Source organism: Stenotrophomonas sp. STEN147 (assembly GCF_056757995.1).
On sequence record NZ_JBRRCG010000002.1, the window covers coordinates 209669 to 225088 of the forward strand.

The window sequence follows — 15420 nt, forward strand, 5'->3', positions numbered from 1 at the left end:
AGTGTCCGCAGGTGCATGTCCCCATGCGCCCTTCATCACCGATGCAAGGACACCCGATGATCTGCTGCTTATGGATGTCGCCGTCATGACGCGTCCTGCTTCCACGCGTCGCCGGCGCAGGCTGTTGATCGGCGGTGCAGCGCTGCTCTGCGTCCCCGCTCTGCTCTACATGTGGCTGGCACCGCCAGCACCACCGGAACTGGAACGCGCTGCGGTCACCCGTGGCGACATCGAACAGGTCGTCGAAGCCACTGGAACCCTGAAGCCATCGCGTCTGGTCAGTGTAGGCGCCCAGGTTTCCGGACGCATCGAAACGCTGCATGTGAAACTGGGCGACAAAGTAAAGGCAGGTGATCTGATTGCAGAGATCGATTCACGCACGCAGCGCAATGCCCTGCGCAGCGCGCAGGCGGCCGAGCGCAGCGCCCGCGCCAACCGCCAGGCGCTGTCCACCGAGCTGGCACAGCAGGAACTGACGCTACGGCGGCTGCGGCAGCTGGGCGCAGCGCAACTGGTGGCCAGGGCAGATGTCGACGCCGCGCGGGCCCGTGTTGACGCAACACGTGAACAGATCGATGCCCTGGATGGCGAGATCGTACAGCGCCTGACAGACGTGGACAGTGCGCAGACCAGCCTGGGTTATACGCGCATCACCGCTCCGGCCGACGGCATGGTTCTGGCCGTGGTGGCCCGCGAGGGCCAGACGGTGAACGCAGTACAGAGCGCCCCGACCATCATCATCCTTGGCAACCAGGACACGATGACGGTCTATGCCGAGATCTCGGAGGCCGATGTCGTTCGTACCGCTCTGGGCCAGGAGGCGTTCTTCACCATTCTCGGAGATGCAGGCCGGCGCTACACCAGCACCCTTCGCGACATCGCGCCGGCCCCCGAATCGATCACCCGGGAGGACACCTCCAGCCTGTCTTCACCGGCCCTGTCCGGCAATGCCAGCCGTACGGCGATGTACTACAACGGCCAGTTCGACGTGGACAACAGCGATGGTCGCCTGCGCAGCTACATGACCGCCCAGGTCCGCATCGTGCTGGGGCGCTCGCGCAACGTGCTGACCATACCTTCCGCGGCGCTGGGTGCACGGGGCGCAGACGGCAGCTACACGGTGCAGGTGCCATCCGCCAGTGGCCATCCGGTCCCCCGCCGCATCACCATCGGGCTGGACGATCAGATCAGGGTCGAGGTGAGAAGCGGGCTGCGGGAAGGCGAGCAGGTCGTCCTGGGCCAGGCGGATGCTGACGGCGCGACGCCGGCCACGGCAGGCAAGGCGGACTCCCCGCCGGCGCAATCATGATGGCGGACCAGTCGCAGCCGGGCCCCCTGCTGTGTGTGCGCGGACTGCGCCGCGAGTTCCCGGCGGGCGAGCAGACACTTGTGGTCCTGGACGGCGTCGACCTCGACATCCATGCCGGAGAGCTGGTCGCCATCATCGGCCAGTCCGGCTCGGGAAAGTCCACGCTGATGAACATTCTCGGCTGCCTCGACCAGCCTACGGCGGGCACCTACCAGGTGGACGGCCGCAAGACAGCGGACATGGACGCCGACGAACTGGCTGCGCTGCGCCGCGAGCACTTCGGTTTCATCTTCCAGCGCTATCACCTGCTCAACGAGCTGTCCGCGATCAGCAATGTCGAGGTCCCGGCGATCTATGCCGGCATGCCGACCGCGTCCCGTCACACGCGGGCGGCACAGCTGCTGGTGCGACTTGGCCTGGGCGACCGCATGGACCACCGCCCGGGCGAGCTCTCCGGCGGCCAGCAGCAACGCGTATCCATCGCACGTGCATTGATGAACGGCGGAGAGGTGATATTCGCCGATGAGCCGACAGGTGCGCTGGACACGCAATCGGGCAAGGAGGTGATGAAGATCCTTGGCGAACTGCATGCGGAGGGCCACACCGTGGTTCTGGTTACCCATGACCCTGCCGTAGCCGAGCACGCCCAGCGGATCATCGAGATCAGCGATGGCCGCATCGTTTCGGACCGCCGTACCCGCACCGCCGCGATGTCATCGAACGGTGCTGCGCAGCCGCTTGCTGCGCAGGCGGAGGGTGGTGGCCTGCAGGCCGTGCGCGACCGCTTCGGAGAGGCCTTCCGGATGGCGCTGCGGGCCATGAACGCCCATCGCATGCGCACGTTCCTCACCATGCTTGGCATCATCATCGGCATTGCTTCGGTGGTATCCGTAGTGGCGCTGGGGACCGGTGCACGCCAGGCGATCCTGTCCAACATCGCGTCGCTTGGCACCAACACCATCGAGATCTATCCCGGCGCAGGCTTCGGTGACGTGCGCGCCGCGCAGGTGGAGACGCTTACTCCGACTGACAGTGTGGCCCTGGCCGGGCAACCCTTCATCGACAGCGCTACACCCGGTGTGGCGACCACCGCGACAGCCATGCGTGGCAACCGTACGGCCAGCCTCCAGATCCAAGGTGTCAGCGAGCAGTATTTCCGCGTGCGTGGGCTGGAACTGGGCGAAGGCCGCTTCTTCACGCGGAACGCCGTGGACAGCTACCAGCAGGTGGCAGTGATTGACATCAATACCCGCAACCGCCTGTTCGGACCAGGTGAAGACCCGATCGGGAGAACCCTGCTGGCAGGCAATGTTCCGCTGCGCGTGGCCGGGGTGACGAAGAAGGATTCGGCCGCCGTTGGCGATGGCTCGGTGCTGAGCATCTGGGTGCCCTACACAACCGTCATGGCGCGCATGCTCGGCCAGAGCCATGTCTCCAGCATCACCGTGCGCGTGTCCGATGCGATCAGCATGCAGGCTGCCGAGGCCGCGATTACCCGCGTCCTCGGCCAGCGCCATGGCACGCGTGACTTCTACATGAGCAACAACGCGCAGATCCGCAAGTCGATCGAACAGACCACGGGCATCCTCACGATGATGATCAGCTCCATTGCCGCCATTGCGCTGGTAGTAGGCGGCATCGGCGTGATGAACATCATGCTGGTCTCGGTCACCGAGCGCACTCGGGAAATCGGTGTCCGCATGGCCGTCGGCGCGCGACGCGGCGACATCCTGCAGCAGTTCCTCATCGAATCGGTGCTGGTGTGCCTGCTGGGTGGTGTGCTGGGCATCGTGGTCGCGCTTGGCCTGGGCCTGGCTATGGAACTGGCCAGGGTCGGCTTCAACCTGGTGTTCTCCTTTGCGTCCATCCTTGCGGCATTTGCCTGCTCGAGCGCCATTGGCGTGGGCTTCGGCTTCCTGCCGGCCCGTCGTGCTGCGCAGCTCGATCCTGTCGAAGCATTGATCCGTTGACGTCGACGGCGGGAAATCACGGCAGATTCGCGCAATGTTCGCAGCGTCTACTGTCGATATCAAACAACGCGGCACAGGAGCGGGAAATGATTCTGAAGACAGGACGTATGGCGCTGCTGCTGGGTGCAGCCGTGCAGCTGCTGGTGGTGCTTCCGTACGCGGGGGACGCGCACGCCCAGCATCGTGATGGCTATCGCGGAGAGTGGAGCCATGGCTACGCGCAACGCGAGCGCGAGGAGCGGGAACGACGCGAGCGGGAACGGGACCGCCGCGACGACGCCAAGGCCAAGGGCATCGTGGTAGGTGCGGTGGGCGCTGCGGTGGTTGCCGGAGTGATCGCTGCCGCCGCCAAACGCGAACGCGAAAACCGGGAGCGTGCCGATTACTGCATCAGCCGCTACGGCAACTACGATCGGCGCACGGATACCTATCGTGGCGGCGACGGCTACACATACCCCTGCCGCTGATCAACACAACACTCATCAAGGGAGAACTGACTCATGAAGAAGACCGGACTTCTGATCGCGCTGTGTGCGATGCCTGCCCTCGCCCATGCCGCCGGCAACGACCCAAGGCAGGCCTACGTCGATTCCACGTTCTCGGCAATGGACGCCAACGCCGATGGCCGCGTCGACAAGCTTGAGTACGCGAAGTACCAGAACGCACGCTTCAGCAAGCAGGCCGATTCCATCGATGCAGCCTTCAAGGCAATGGACAGCAACAAGGACGGCAGAATCAGCAAGGATGAGGCTGCCATCGTGCCCGAGATCGCCAAGTATTTCGCGGGACTGGACGTCAATGGCGACGGCTACCTGTCACTGGCTGAAATGCAGCAGGCGATGGTGGCGGCACAGACAGCCGATGCCCCGGTGAAGTAGGCCGGGTGGCAGGTCCGGGGCCGGACGTTGATCCAGGCCCCGGACCCGCGCCGGGGGCGCGAGGCAGCCCGCCCATCACTTCTGCTTGAACACACTCCTGCGCCCGATGACCACATCCTTGCCCGTCGTCGGCCTGGCCAGGCCCGGAATCAGGAAATCGGTCGCGCTGCGACCGTGCCGGGTCTTGTCCGCAAGCCAGCGCGGCATGCGCCCGCGACCGGTCCAGGTATTCCGCCGGTTCTCGGGGTCGCGATATTTGGGTGCGACCTTGCCTGTCTTCCGGCGCCTGCGGGAAGCGCCGCCCGCAGGCACGGACACCGCGCTGGCGCCGGCGAACAGTTCCTCGATTGAATAACCACATTCTGCGGCGGCGGCGACCAGCTCACGCCTGACGACGGCCGCGGAACGTCGCTGTGCGAGCAGCTGCAGCCGCCGCTCGGCGGCCGCGATGAGTGCCTTCAGCTGCCGCTCGTCCAGCGCCTTGATATCGATATGCATGGCACGCAGCGTGGTGGCGGCGCCGTGGCCTGTCAAGGGATGCTCCGCGGATGCCGCACCCGGATCGGCGGCCGGGCTCAGAACGAGACCTGCGCCCGTACGCCGACAGTATTGCCGGAATCCGGCCCCTGGGCATTGCCCACCTTGTTGTCGGTCTTCCAGTGAACGTAGTTCAGCATCAGGCGTGACCAGTTGTTGAGGTACCAGTTGAGCCCGAGCGTCCATGCCGTGCCCTCGCCACCGCGGGCAGCATCAAGGAAGTCGTAGCGGTCATAGCGGGCCGCCAGCTCGAAGGCGCCGATGCCGCCTTCCTGCACGGGGCGAAGTACGCGCGTGGTACCCCATACCCCGGAGCGGCTGCTGAATCCAGGGCGCTCACCGGTGATCAGCCAGCCTGCGTAGATCGATGTGGCCTGCTGGTCGACCGGGTCGACCGTGCGCGACTCGATGGTGCGCGTAGTGTGTTCGGCAAAGGCCCACACCGGGCCGTACACCCCACCCAGTTCCAGCCCCCAGGCGCGGTTGTCGGTGACGTTGGTGATGGAACTGGCCGATACGCGCACGTTGCCGTTCCAGCCCAGTGCGATCGGCGAGGTCTTGTTGATGCTGCCGACGTCCTGGCCGAGATCCTCGTACCAGTACCAGCCGCCCAGGTGCACGAAGCCGGCCTGGCCACGCAGCGGGTTCCAGTGCGCGCGCAGCAGGTACGCAATCGTGTCGCTGGCCGTGCTGTCATTGCCGATATCGTCGCCGGTCACCGCGACGCTGGCATGCCAGCCATCGCCGATCACCTTGGTGGTGACGCCCAGTCCGTAGTACCCGCTCTGCTGGGCGCCCACCGAGGCTACGGCATTGCGCTGCATGAAAGGCGTGTTCACTCCACTGGTGCCACCGTCGAGGCCACGGTCCTTGAGCTTGTTGCCCACGTAGATCTCTGTCGGCAGCCCTCCCATCCGCGTGTCCCAGGACAGGTAGGTGTCCTTCAGTGATACCTCGTTGCCAGCAAAGTCCGCATCGATCTTGTAGCCCAGCGGTCCCATCTGTCCCTCTGCGCCCAGGCGGCCGCTGGCCAGATCGGTGCCGGTGACGTTGCGCGCATCGAATCCGGAACCGTGGGTGGTGCTGAAATCCACCAGCACGCGGCCACGGGGATGGAAAGTGAACTGGCCATCACCGCTGCGCAGCTCGGGGCCACCCTTGCGCCAGCGCACATTGCCATCGCCTCCCCCACCGGTCGCGGCAAGCTGGGTCACCTGTGCCTGCAGAATGGCCAGGTCGTCCTGCCGGCTGTCGGCGATTGCGGCGGCTACCTGCGCGTCAACGTTGGCGTCGCTGCCGTGCACTGCGGCAGCGCCCTGCGTTCCCCCTTCCAGCGCAGCCAGGCGTGCGCTCAGCTGCTGCAGCAGGGCTGCCTGTTCGCGCAGCTGTCTGGCCTGCTCCTGCACCTGTGCACGCAACCCGGCTTCGGTATCGCCGGCCGCGGCCAGCACGGAGGGTGACGCCAGCAACAGGCCGCCGCCGGCAGCCGCGGCGAGCGCGGCACGCTTCAGTGAATTCATGCAGTTCTCCCGAATGAAGTACGGTGCGCGGCTCAGTCGCCCGCGCCATCGTCGTCCAGCGCAGGCTGGGGCTGAGGTGCAGCGGCCGGCGTCGCCTGGCCACCGTTCGGGGGCAGCCGCGCAGGCGCTGGCCCGAGGTAGCCGTGGCTGCGTGCCCAGTTGGCGAAGAGCCGCGGCCACTGCGCCACCAATGTGCCGGGCCGGCCCAGCCCCCAGCTGTGGCCTCCGGCCTCGAACAGATGCAGCTCCACCGGAATGCCTGCTGCATGCGCGGCCTGGTACATCGCCACGCTGTGGCCGACATCCACGATGCGATCATCCACGGCCTGGGCCAGGAACACCGGCGGCATGTCCTTGCGGATGTGTTCTTCGACCGAATACGCCTGCTGGGCGTCGTCCTGGCTCGCCAGCTCCCGCTTCGACCGGGTCTGGTCCAGCGGCGCACGCATTGAAACGACCGGATAGATCATGCCGAGGAAATCCGGCCGCGCCGACAGCTGGTCGGCCGCATCCACCGGCGCATACAACGGGGCATCGAAGCGCGTGGCGACGATCCCGGCCAGATTGCCACCCGCGGAAAAGCCCAACGCGCCGATGCGCTCCGGATCGACCCCCAGGCTGGGCGCCTGCGCGCGCAGCAGCCGCAAGGCGCGCTGGCCATCCTGGAAGGGCGAGACAGGTGCCCATCCATCGGCAGGCAGCCGGTAGTAGACGACCGCAGCCGTGACCCCCAGCGACTGCAGCCACTGCGCCGTCGGCTTGGCGGCGCTGCCGATCTGGATCCGGAAGTAGCCGCCACCGCCGAAGATCACCACCGCGGAGCCGTTCGGCTTCAGCGGGCGATAGATTTCCATGCGCGCATCGCTGATGCCCGAGACCGCGCCCTTCGCACTGCCTTCGATCCCGATCCGTTCCGGGCCACGCGCGCGTTGCTGCCAGTGGTCCTGCGGCCACAGCGGAACCACCTCGGGTGCAGGCACAGGCGATGCCGCCGGCGCCGCACCCGCAAGCAAGGGATTCAGCAGCAACACAAGCACTGCCAGCCTGCGCAGTCTCCCCATGTACAGACGCATCTCACGCCCCTCCCTTCGGCCTTCACCGGACGAAGTGTGCGTCGAGCCGCGCTGGGCTCCTATAGCCGGATGGGACTAGCTGTGCTGCGTAGTTTTGTGTGCACTGCAACATCATCCTGCGCCCCGCCGATGCCCGTGGCGGGCGCAGCCAACGCAGGCATCGACTTCGCCAGGCGAATGATCTCCGTTGGAAACGTGGCGTAATCGTCGACCGGGAAGGCATGGCTTTCCCTGCGCTGGATCAGCCGGACCGCGACGATGCGCTGCTCCGGCACGACCACCAGGTGCTGGCCAAGATATCCATTGGCGGCGTAGGCGCTGACCGGACCACGCTGGGATTGGAAAAGATCGGCGATCTTCAGCCCGCGGCCGGTGATCTCGGTGGCGTACAACGGCTGCCAATCGTCGCCCAGCTGCTGGCTGAGATGGGTCATCAGCGCGGACTTGCTGGCAAAGGTGCTGCCTTCCGCCGCCAGCAGTGCATGTTGAAGCCGGTCAGATACGCCGCGCTCCCGGAGCGTGCGCTGCGCATCCTTCCGCAGCGTGTATCGCTCCCATTCCGGCAGCCGCCACCACAGCAATCCGACGTCCGCAGACTGCGCACTCTCGACGGTCATCAAGGACATCGCGTGTTCGCTCATCAGGCGCGTTCCGTCCTTGGCCACGCCGCCATCGAGCATCAGCTGACCAATGGCGGCCAGGTCCCGGGCTGACAGGGAGAGCCCGGCCATGCCCAAGGGCGTGCCCGCTTCATCCTTCATCCAGTCGTGGCGCGTGATCCCCAGGGGCCTGAAGAGGCGCGCCTCCAGATAAGCATCCACGGGCTGGCCGGCCAGGCGGGCAATGATGCCCGGCAGAAGATTGGTGGCCTTGTTGTTGTAGGAGAACGCGCTGCCGGGCACGGACGTGATTTCCGCTGCGAGCGCGAGCTGCACGAGATCCGGCGCGGATTCCAGCTCGACCCCCGCGTTGGGAACGTTCTGCAGGCCGGAGGTATGCTCCAGCAACATCCTTACCGTGATGTCCCGCTTCTGGCCCTGGCGCCATTCCGGATAGATCGCACTGACCGGTTCGTCCAGCGACGCAAGCTTCCCGTCATCGAGCAGCAGGCCGATCGCCAGCGCCATGATCGACTTGGTGGCCGACATGAGGTGAATCGGCTCGCTGGTCGAGGCCACATCCAGCAGTGGAACACCGTCCTTCTGGATCAGCAGAGCGTCGGAATGGGCAGCGCGCCCGTTACGCTCGATATCCGCCAGCACCTCGGCAGGCGACTGCCTGGCCTCGGCGAAAGGACAGTACAGCGCGAACGCCAGCAATACGGACGCCACGTGTCGGATGGCAGACAAGGCAATGCTCCTTCCTGGGACATGCGGTCAGAGTGGCGATGGAGGCAGACCGCCTGCAGTGCCTGAAGTCATGGCTTCAGCACGACCCGCCTACCGCGCCGCGGTACTGCCGGGAACGCACGCCGGCGTCCAACCACTGGCGATGAACAGCGCCTCTGCTGTTTCGGGCCTTACATCCAGCAGCTCGGCAATGGCCTTCTGCCTGTCGTCGGCGCGGTTGACGTACGCCCGCGCGATGCGCTGCCCGACCCAGTAACCCAGATCGCCGCGGCGGGTGTCGTCGCCAGGGCCGTTGTACAGCCACCGCGACAGGTCGGTGCTGTCGCGCTGCGCGACGAACTCCCGTTCCAGGGCGCATTCGCGCCCTGCGGTCCAGCGCTGCAGATGGCTGTTGGCGGGCTGCCCGGAGATCAGTTCACCCACATACTCTGCACCGCCTTCCAGCAGCGTCTGGTACAGCAGCGTAGGCGCCGGTACTTCAACAGCGGCGCCGTGCTGTTGCACGTGCACATACTCGTGCGCGATCAGGTGCACGAAGCGTTCCGTCACATCGGCCTGCATCCAGTCCGCGTTGCAGAGTGTCTCCAGGCCGATCACCACGCCGTCCGGCGTGGTCACGCCACCGGTGGTGCCCCGTCCGACGAGGAGGGTGACCGGAGGGAAACGGGCCGACGGCACGATATCGCCGAGATTCTGCAGCGCACGGGTCACTCCGCTGCGGATGCCCGGCAGTGCCGCAGCGCACGTGCGCGCCTTCACATACAGCGCCGGCTTCTGCTGGATTGCATCGGCAAGCCGCTGCATCGAGCCGATACGCAGTTCGCTGAACTGATGCAGCGCATCGCTGCCCGGCTCCAGATAGCGGCGCTGCAGCAACAATGCATCCGGCCTGCCACCGCTGGCGTTCATCACCGCGAAGAAGCGTGTCACATCATCGGTTCGCACGACCGGCGCGCGCGCCCGGGTCTCCGCCTGTGCGGCTGTCGCCAGCAAGGCCGTTGCCAGCCCACCGGCGATCCATCTGCAGGTGACCGATGCCATCGTACGCCCCGTTCCGCGCCTACTGCGCACCGGCTTCCGGGGCCAGCGTATGCACCACCCTGCCCTGTGCATCGAGGAACTCGATGGCACCATGGCCTTCGGCAGTGACGGTCAGGCGCAGGCGGGTCCGGTCCTGCTTGTCATTCAAGGCGATGGCCGGCGTGCCGTCGGCGCCCACCACCATCTGGATGCGCGTCGGAACCTGCACCCCCGGCACCAGCTTGTTGCCCAGTGCGGCATCGCGTATCGGTGGCGGTGCCTGATTGATCGAGAAGCGGACCTCGCCATCGGGCGATACCCGCCAGCCGATCGCATCCATGGCCGGGTGATCCAGCGCCAGCACGGCCATCCCGCCATCGATGTCAGCGGTGCCGAACCCGCCGCGCTCACTGCCCTTGTCGTCGTACAGCACCATGCCCGCCACGTTGAACGCGCGCTTGTACTGGATGCCATCGATGATCGGCGCCGGCGTCTGCCCCGACAGCGTCATGCGGATCACGCCCTTGTCATCCACGATGTCGATGCGACGGGCCGTGATCCGCTCGCTGTCAGGACGTTCGACGCGAGTCTGCGGCGAGCGGTCGACAATCAGCCGCTGCAACTGCTCGGTCGACGGGCGCTTGGCGCTCTCGTCTGACTCGGCCCAGGCATTGCCGGTCAGCATCGCGGCCAGGGCAAGGGCAAGGCATCCAATCGGTTTCATGCGAGTGTGGTTCATGGCCTGCGCTCCCCGCGCAACTGGTTAATCCAGCTCTGGAACCCCTCCAGGAAGCGGTGCAACCGCTTGCGGGTGGCGTCATCGAAGTCGTTCGTTGCGGTGTCGAGTGCCGATACCGCCTCGGCAATGTACAGCTGCGGCGAGGTCATGACGAGTGCCCCCATCGCGGCCAGCGCGTGGCGCAGCTGCGATTGCGCCAGCCGTGTGCCCCACCGGCCCGGGGTGGCGCCCATGATGGCGACCGGCTTGCCGGACAGCACCTCACCCAGCGCGGCATCGTTGCGCGACAGCCAGTCCAGGGTGTTCTTCAGCACGCCCGGCAGGGACTGGTTGTATTCGGGCGTGGCGATCAGCACGCCGTCGGCCGCCGCAACGGCAGCACGCAGGCGCATCACGCCGGCCGGACCTCCCGCTGCGTCTGCTTCCAGGTCTTCGTTGAACAGCGGGATGTCAGCGATGCTGTCATGGACGGTCAGCGACAGGCCGGCCGGCGCCGAGCCCGCTGCAGCGTCGATCAGGTGCCGGTTGTAACTGTTCCGGCGCAGGCTGCCGGCGAAAGCGAGTACACGCAGGGGGGCGGAATTGTCAGGCATCAGAGGTTCCCAGGAAGGACCGGATGGAGAGCACTCGTCCGAATGCTCTGCCGATCATGCCAGACACCACACGTCGCAGCGCTATGGATCTGCGTCGAACACCACGGTGACGCTGCCCTGATACGTGGTGCCCGGGTGGTCCAGCATCTTCCGTACCGGCTCGCCGTTCACGGCGAACCGAAGCGTCGACGAACGCCCGATGATGACGGCATCGGCGGTGAATACAGGCGGAGGCTGGTTCACCCGCAGCGGCAGATCCACCACCTGGCGGCCGCTCGCGCGATCACGAAAACCTGGCAATGTCAGGCTGACATCCAACGGAACGTCATCGGCATCAACGCTCGTATTGCGGATCCCGCAGCGCCCGTCCGCCTGCAGGTGCTCGCACTGCATCGAGACACTGAACTGGCCGGAACTGCTGATGTGGAACGGAACTTCCTGCTGCAGCCGCGCCGGTGCGATGCCATGGTCGGTCCACTGGCTCCACCCGCCTTTGGGTGCCAGCACCGCGTGGTCCATGCCCGGGGCCACATCCAACCGGAACGCATGGCGCACCTCCAGGCGGAAATGCACGTTCACCAGGCTGTCGGACAGGGATACCCGGTGCCCGAGGTCGAAGTCACTGCCCTGCCCGGTTCCCCCGAACGAGAATCGGGTCGAACCGGTGTAGATGCCACTGCGCATCTCCAGCGGCGCCGGGGTTTCCAGCGCATAGACGAAATCCAGTGCTGGGATGGCATAGTTGTTGGTGTTCACCCAGTGCAGGCCGCAGGCGACGGCGCCCTGTCCGTCGTCGCGGCGCAGAAGCATGCGCATGACAGTATAGGCACTTGATCCTGTCACCCCATACGAGCAGTTGTTCGGTCCACCGCTGGAGTAGAACCCGCTCGACGCCCCGTCCCTGTCCTCGTCGGTGAACCGCATCGCCGCGCCGATCACCCGCAGGGTGAGGTCGAAGCTGCTGGCGCCATCCTCGGACGTGACGGTCACGATGCGCGGTGCCGGCATCGCGATATAGAAGCCGTCCGGGCCGTAGTCCGCATTGCGGATCACCTCCTTGCTGCCACGGACGGTCGTATCGATGCTCCACCAGTTGTTGGCGATGCAGGTCGCCATATGCGCATTGGCGCAGACCCCGCTCCACGGCGTGGTATTGACGAATCCCCGTTGGTTGGGGTTTGCCAGGTCCGGCTTGAACTCGGCCGTGATGTACACGTCGCCCGCCTGCGCGGCCAGCGCGGGCAGCAGCATCGACACGCCGAGCGTGAGCCGGCGAAGGAAGCGGCACAGCAGATGGAACATCATGGTGCTTCTCCAGCATGGCCGGCCGCAGACTGTGCGGCCACGGCCGAAGGTGGACATCTGAGGATGCCAGCCATCCACATCTCCCCACGCGGGCGGGTTGTGCGGCCATCCAGCTCGAAACTGCACGTGCTGATGTCCGGATGACGCACCACCAGCGTCGGCATCCGGCTGTTCATCTCCAGGGCGAAGAAGCCATCGGCCTCGGCGACACTGCGCCCGGCATGATTGATCACGTGCGCACCGGCCAACGGCTGCCCGTGCGAGTCCTGCAGATGGCCCAGCACGGTGATCGTTCTGACGACATCCACCTGGTTGTAGGCGATGCCACCCTTGTTGAGGTGATAGGGCAGCACCGACGGCTGGATCGCGGCGGCAGGCGCATGGTGATCATCGAAGTCGAGCTGGATCGACCCGGGCCTGTAGGCGGACACCGGCAGCAGATTGCGGCCGGGGCGCAGGATGTGGGAACCGCCACGGCTGTCATGGGCGCGGATCGTGGCGCCGGCCAGGTCCGAACGCACATCGATGATCATGCCGGTGTCGACCATGCTGGCCTGGCCGTCGCCCGCGATCGCCAGGGAGCCTCCGCCCACGGCAAGCGTGCTTTCCAGATTGACGCCCCCGCTCACGCCACCGTCCAGCGAAGAGCGCTGCAGATGGAGATCCCCGCGCAGTGCAGCCGACTCGAAGTGGGCGTTGCCGCCCAGGCCGATGCCGGTGCTGTCCACGGTGACCTGCCCGGCGACACTGTGGACGATGCTGTCAGCGAAGCTCTGTTGTACGCCTGCGCTGGCGTAGACGTCACGGCCGCCCCGGGCCCCGGTACGTGAGCCAAGGCTGCCACTGTAGCGGCGCCCATCCTGGCCGAGCGCGATGTTCAAGGTGAACTCCACGCCACGATTGCGTCGCAGGCCCGAGCTGATGCTGCCGGGGCGATCGAAGACCGAGGCCCGCCAGTTGGCGTCACTGCCGAACAGCGCCTGCCGACGGCTGAATGAAAGGTCGAAGCCGGTGCCGCGGCTGATGCCCTGGCTGTGTGAGATCCGGGCCGAGAGCTGGCCATGCCGGCCGAACCCGTGATTGACTCCGACTGCCGAGGTGCGCAACCAGCCCTCGCGCACGGGCGCGCTGGTGTACCCGGGAAACGGCGGAGGCTCGATGAGGTCGCCCTGCGCCTGCCAGCTCCGCGTATGAGAAGCGATCACGCTGCCATTGCGGTAGCGCAGCAGGCCCTGCAGGTCCACGCCCTTGCCGGTCCGGTTGGAGGTATAGGCATTCGTGTAGACATTGGCCCAGTCGTTGACCTGCCAGTCGACTGAACCGGCAAGCGAGCGCTCGTCCCCGATGGATTGCACAGCAACGCCAAGCACCGCACGCGGATGCGCAAGATAGTTGACCACGCCGCCCACGGCGGGCCGGCCCGCGCCGGGATCATCGAAGCTGTCCAGCAGGCTGTCCTGCACGCCGGCAAAGGCGCTGTAGCGCCAACGCCGGCTGGGATCGCGCCACTGGGCGGGTTTGTGGATGATGGACGTTGTCCGTGACGTTTCGCGTCCGTCCTCGATCACACGCAGTTCCACTTCATAGATGCCGCCAGGCAGACGTCGCGTCTCCACCTGCTGAAGCCCCGGACGGACCGCCTGGGTCAGGATCAGGCTGCCGTCACGGTAGACCTCGACGCTGCCCTCGCGGTTGGCAGTCACATATACCGGGTACAGGCTGGGCGAACGACTGTCGACCAGCAGCGTATCGGACGAACCGGCCATCACCCCGAAGGTGGTGAAACGGGTGCGTCCGGCGCCACGGGGCTGCCGCGTGACGCCGTCGAAATTCGGGAGGAACCATCCTGCACGCAGGAAATGGTCCTTGAACTCACGCTGCGCGTGCAGTGACTGCAGGACATGGCGGACGCGACGATCATCCTCGCCACTGCGGTCCGCCTGGTAGCTGGCGTCCAGTGTCCAGTTGCCCACGCTGCCCTGTGCGGCGAGCGCGTAGCGACCGGCAGCCCGCTGGCCCTCCCCGCCATAGGCATTCAACTGGTGGCGCAGGATCAGGCCACTGCTGCCGGAATCAGGCAGCGACAGGTGGCGCTGCACCGCCAACGCCTGGCCGGCCGCTTCGGAGGCGATCGAAAGCAGGGAGCTCTCGAGGCTGTAGTGCAGGCCGGCGAGCCCATCGCGGCACGGCTTGGTGCACGGGCCGAGGGCATGAGGGGAGCCCAGCACGGCCAGCCAACGCTCGCGCTCGCTCTCGGGCTGGGTGCTGCCATGCGCGTCGGTGAACTCCAGCAACGACACCGCGTTGCCGCGGGTAAGCACGGCGCGCGCGTCGCCGAGATACTCGCCGTCCCGCTCTACCCTGACCACCAGCGGCACATCGAAGAAGTGATCGCGGAAGTCATCCGGCAGGGCATCGGACTGCTCCAGCAGATTCAGTGTGTCCAGCGCGCCCTCGGCAGCCAGCACGGCAGGCGCGGTGCAGAACAGCGCGAGGGTAATGGCGAAAGGGAGGATGCGCGGAGACATGATGGCTTCTTGTTGAGTAAGACTGACGGGCGCGCCCGCGCTCCAAAGGGGCACGAGCGCGCCCGGTCTGCACAGGACTGTGCTTACGGCGAACGGCTTTCGAACATCATCGAAACGGTGCCGCTGTAGTTGCCCTGCAGGTAGTCGCCGCCGGTCGGCGCCGCTGCGATGGACACGAGGGCACGCTTGCCAGCCGCGGCCTCGACTTCAGTCGCGACTTCAACGGCGGCCGCCGGGCCCACGGCCAGGGTCTTGCCGGCCACGGAAACCGACATCGGCATTTCACCGGCGTCCGCCGCCAGTTTGGCGTCGTAGGCAAGGTGCGCAGTGATCGCGCCCAGGCCGCTCTTCATGTCGATCTGCTTCTGCACCGGCTCCAGACGCTGCGTGGTCATGTTCCACGGCAGGTCCTGGGTTTCGCCGGCCCAGTCACCCACGGGGGAAATCTGCAGGCCGGTCGGCGACGGCACGGTGGCCGTGACGTTGATCTGCAGCGGGAACTGCTCCGGATCGGCGAAGGCGACGGCCGGCGACAGGGTAAGGGCGGCCAGGGCGGCCACGGTGATGGACTTCAGGTTCATTGCAATTGCTCCAGGGTT

The 15420-nt window shown here is 66.3% G+C and carries 14 protein-coding genes; 4 read left to right on the top strand and 10 right to left on the bottom strand.

Translation table 11 applies throughout. The features are described 5' to 3' along the window. Positions 1-85 precede the first annotated feature (85 nt). From ACVOKU_RS03780 to ACVOKU_RS03795, 4 genes are all read left to right on the top strand, one after another. A complete protein-coding gene (locus ACVOKU_RS03780) occupies positions 86-1309 on the top strand; it encodes an efflux RND transporter periplasmic adaptor subunit (RefSeq protein WP_481559134.1) in 1224 nt (407 codons plus the stop codon). After that, complete coding sequence (locus ACVOKU_RS03785) at positions 1309-3279, top strand: MacB family efflux pump subunit (RefSeq protein ID WP_481559135.1); 1971 nt, start codon at positions 1309-1311, stop codon at positions 3277-3279. Before ACVOKU_RS03780 ends, ACVOKU_RS03785 begins: the two co-directional genes overlap by 1 nt. An 86-nt stretch (positions 3280-3365) precedes the next feature. After that, complete coding sequence (locus ACVOKU_RS03790) at positions 3366-3746, top strand: BA14K family protein (RefSeq protein WP_053515847.1); 381 nt, start codon at positions 3366-3368, stop codon at positions 3744-3746. A 33-nt stretch (positions 3747-3779) separates the two neighbouring features. Then, a complete protein-coding gene (locus ACVOKU_RS03795) occupies positions 3780-4157 on the top strand; it encodes an EF-hand domain-containing protein (RefSeq protein ID WP_065182286.1) in 378 nt (125 codons plus the stop codon). 75 nt (positions 4158-4232) lie between these two features. Here the strand turns inward: ACVOKU_RS03795 and ACVOKU_RS03800 are convergent, their stop codons facing one another. From ACVOKU_RS03800 to ACVOKU_RS03845, 10 genes are all read right to left on the bottom strand, one after another. Continuing rightward, positions 4233-4655, bottom strand: a complete 423-nt coding sequence (locus ACVOKU_RS03800; RefSeq protein WP_053515935.1) for an H-NS histone family protein — start codon at positions 4653-4655, stop codon at positions 4233-4235. A gap of 77 nt (positions 4656-4732) precedes the next feature. After that, positions 4733-6214 (bottom strand): porin, encoded by a 1482-nt coding sequence (locus ACVOKU_RS03805; RefSeq protein WP_481559136.1) that lies wholly within the window; start codon positions 6212-6214, stop codon positions 4733-4735. 32 nt (positions 6215-6246) lie between these two features. Beyond that, a complete protein-coding gene (locus ACVOKU_RS03810) occupies positions 6247-7194 on the bottom strand; it encodes an alpha/beta hydrolase (protein WP_481559137.1) in 948 nt (315 codons plus the stop codon). Between the two features lie 152 nt (positions 7195-7346). Further along, positions 7347-8636: a serine hydrolase domain-containing protein gene (locus ACVOKU_RS03815; RefSeq protein WP_481559138.1), complete on the bottom strand. Its 1290-nt coding sequence runs from the start codon at positions 8634-8636 to the stop codon at positions 7347-7349. Positions 8637-8726: 90 nt separating this feature from the next. Then, positions 8727-9677 (bottom strand): DUF2268 domain-containing putative Zn-dependent protease, encoded by a 951-nt coding sequence (locus tag ACVOKU_RS03820; RefSeq protein ID WP_481559139.1) that lies wholly within the window; start codon positions 9675-9677, stop codon positions 8727-8729. Between the two features lie 19 nt (positions 9678-9696). Beyond that, positions 9697-10380, bottom strand: a complete 684-nt coding sequence (locus tag ACVOKU_RS03825; protein WP_481559140.1) for a hypothetical protein — start codon at positions 10378-10380, stop codon at positions 9697-9699. A gap of 11 nt (positions 10381-10391) precedes the next feature. After that, positions 10392-10988, bottom strand: coding sequence for an NADPH-dependent FMN reductase (locus ACVOKU_RS03830; protein ID WP_481559141.1), 597 nt, complete (start codon positions 10986-10988; stop codon positions 10392-10394). An 81-nt stretch (positions 10989-11069) separates the two neighbouring features. Beyond that, positions 11070-12293 carry a hypothetical protein gene (locus ACVOKU_RS03835; protein ID WP_481559142.1) on the bottom strand — a complete coding sequence of 408 codons (1224 nt, stop codon included), beginning with the start codon at positions 12291-12293 and terminating at the stop codon, positions 11070-11072. After that, positions 12290-14821 carry a TcfC E-set like domain-containing protein gene (locus ACVOKU_RS03840; RefSeq protein WP_481559144.1) on the bottom strand — a complete coding sequence of 844 codons (2532 nt, stop codon included), beginning with the start codon at positions 14819-14821 and terminating at the stop codon, positions 12290-12292. The genes ACVOKU_RS03835 and ACVOKU_RS03840 overlap by 4 nt, the downstream gene beginning before the upstream one ends. A gap of 83 nt (positions 14822-14904) precedes the next feature. Then, complete coding sequence (locus ACVOKU_RS03845) at positions 14905-15402, bottom strand: CS1 type fimbrial major subunit (protein ID WP_279941452.1); 498 nt, start codon at positions 15400-15402, stop codon at positions 14905-14907. Between the last annotated feature and the right edge of the window lie 18 nt (positions 15403-15420).

What these genes read in the sequence shown, in the direction of transcription:
- ACVOKU_RS03795 (WP_065182286.1), top strand. Translation starts at nt 3,780, where the DNA reads ATGAAGAAGACCGGACTTCTGATCGCGCTGTGTGCGATGCCTGCCCTC.
- ACVOKU_RS03825 (WP_481559140.1), bottom strand. Translation starts at nt 10,380, where the DNA reads ATGAAACCGATTGGATGCCTTGCCCTTGCCCTGGCCGCGATGCTGACC.
- ACVOKU_RS03805 (WP_481559136.1), bottom strand. Translation starts at nt 6,214, where the DNA reads ATGAATTCACTGAAGCGTGCCGCGCTCGCCGCGGCTGCCGGCGGCGGC.
- ACVOKU_RS03785 (WP_481559135.1), top strand. Translation starts at nt 1,309, where the DNA reads ATGGCGGACCAGTCGCAGCCGGGCCCCCTGCTGTGTGTGCGCGGACTG.
- ACVOKU_RS03840 (WP_481559144.1), bottom strand. Translation starts at nt 14,821, where the DNA reads ATGTCTCCGCGCATCCTCCCTTTCGCCATTACCCTCGCGCTGTTCTGC.
- ACVOKU_RS03845 (WP_279941452.1), bottom strand. Translation starts at nt 15,402, where the DNA reads ATGAACCTGAAGTCCATCACCGTGGCCGCCCTGGCCGCCCTTACCCTG.
- ACVOKU_RS03790 (WP_053515847.1), top strand. Translation starts at nt 3,366, where the DNA reads ATGATTCTGAAGACAGGACGTATGGCGCTGCTGCTGGGTGCAGCCGTG.
- ACVOKU_RS03820 (WP_481559139.1), bottom strand. Translation starts at nt 9,677, where the DNA reads ATGGCATCGGTCACCTGCAGATGGATCGCCGGTGGGCTGGCAACGGCC.
- ACVOKU_RS03830 (WP_481559141.1), bottom strand. Translation starts at nt 10,988, where the DNA reads ATGCCTGACAATTCCGCCCCCCTGCGTGTACTCGCTTTCGCCGGCAGC.
- ACVOKU_RS03780 (WP_481559134.1), top strand. Translation starts at nt 86, where the DNA reads ATGACGCGTCCTGCTTCCACGCGTCGCCGGCGCAGGCTGTTGATCGGC.
- ACVOKU_RS03835 (WP_481559142.1), bottom strand. Translation starts at nt 12,293, where the DNA reads ATGATGTTCCATCTGCTGTGCCGCTTCCTTCGCCGGCTCACGCTCGGC.
- ACVOKU_RS03800 (WP_053515935.1), bottom strand. Translation starts at nt 4,655, where the DNA reads ATGCATATCGATATCAAGGCGCTGGACGAGCGGCAGCTGAAGGCACTC.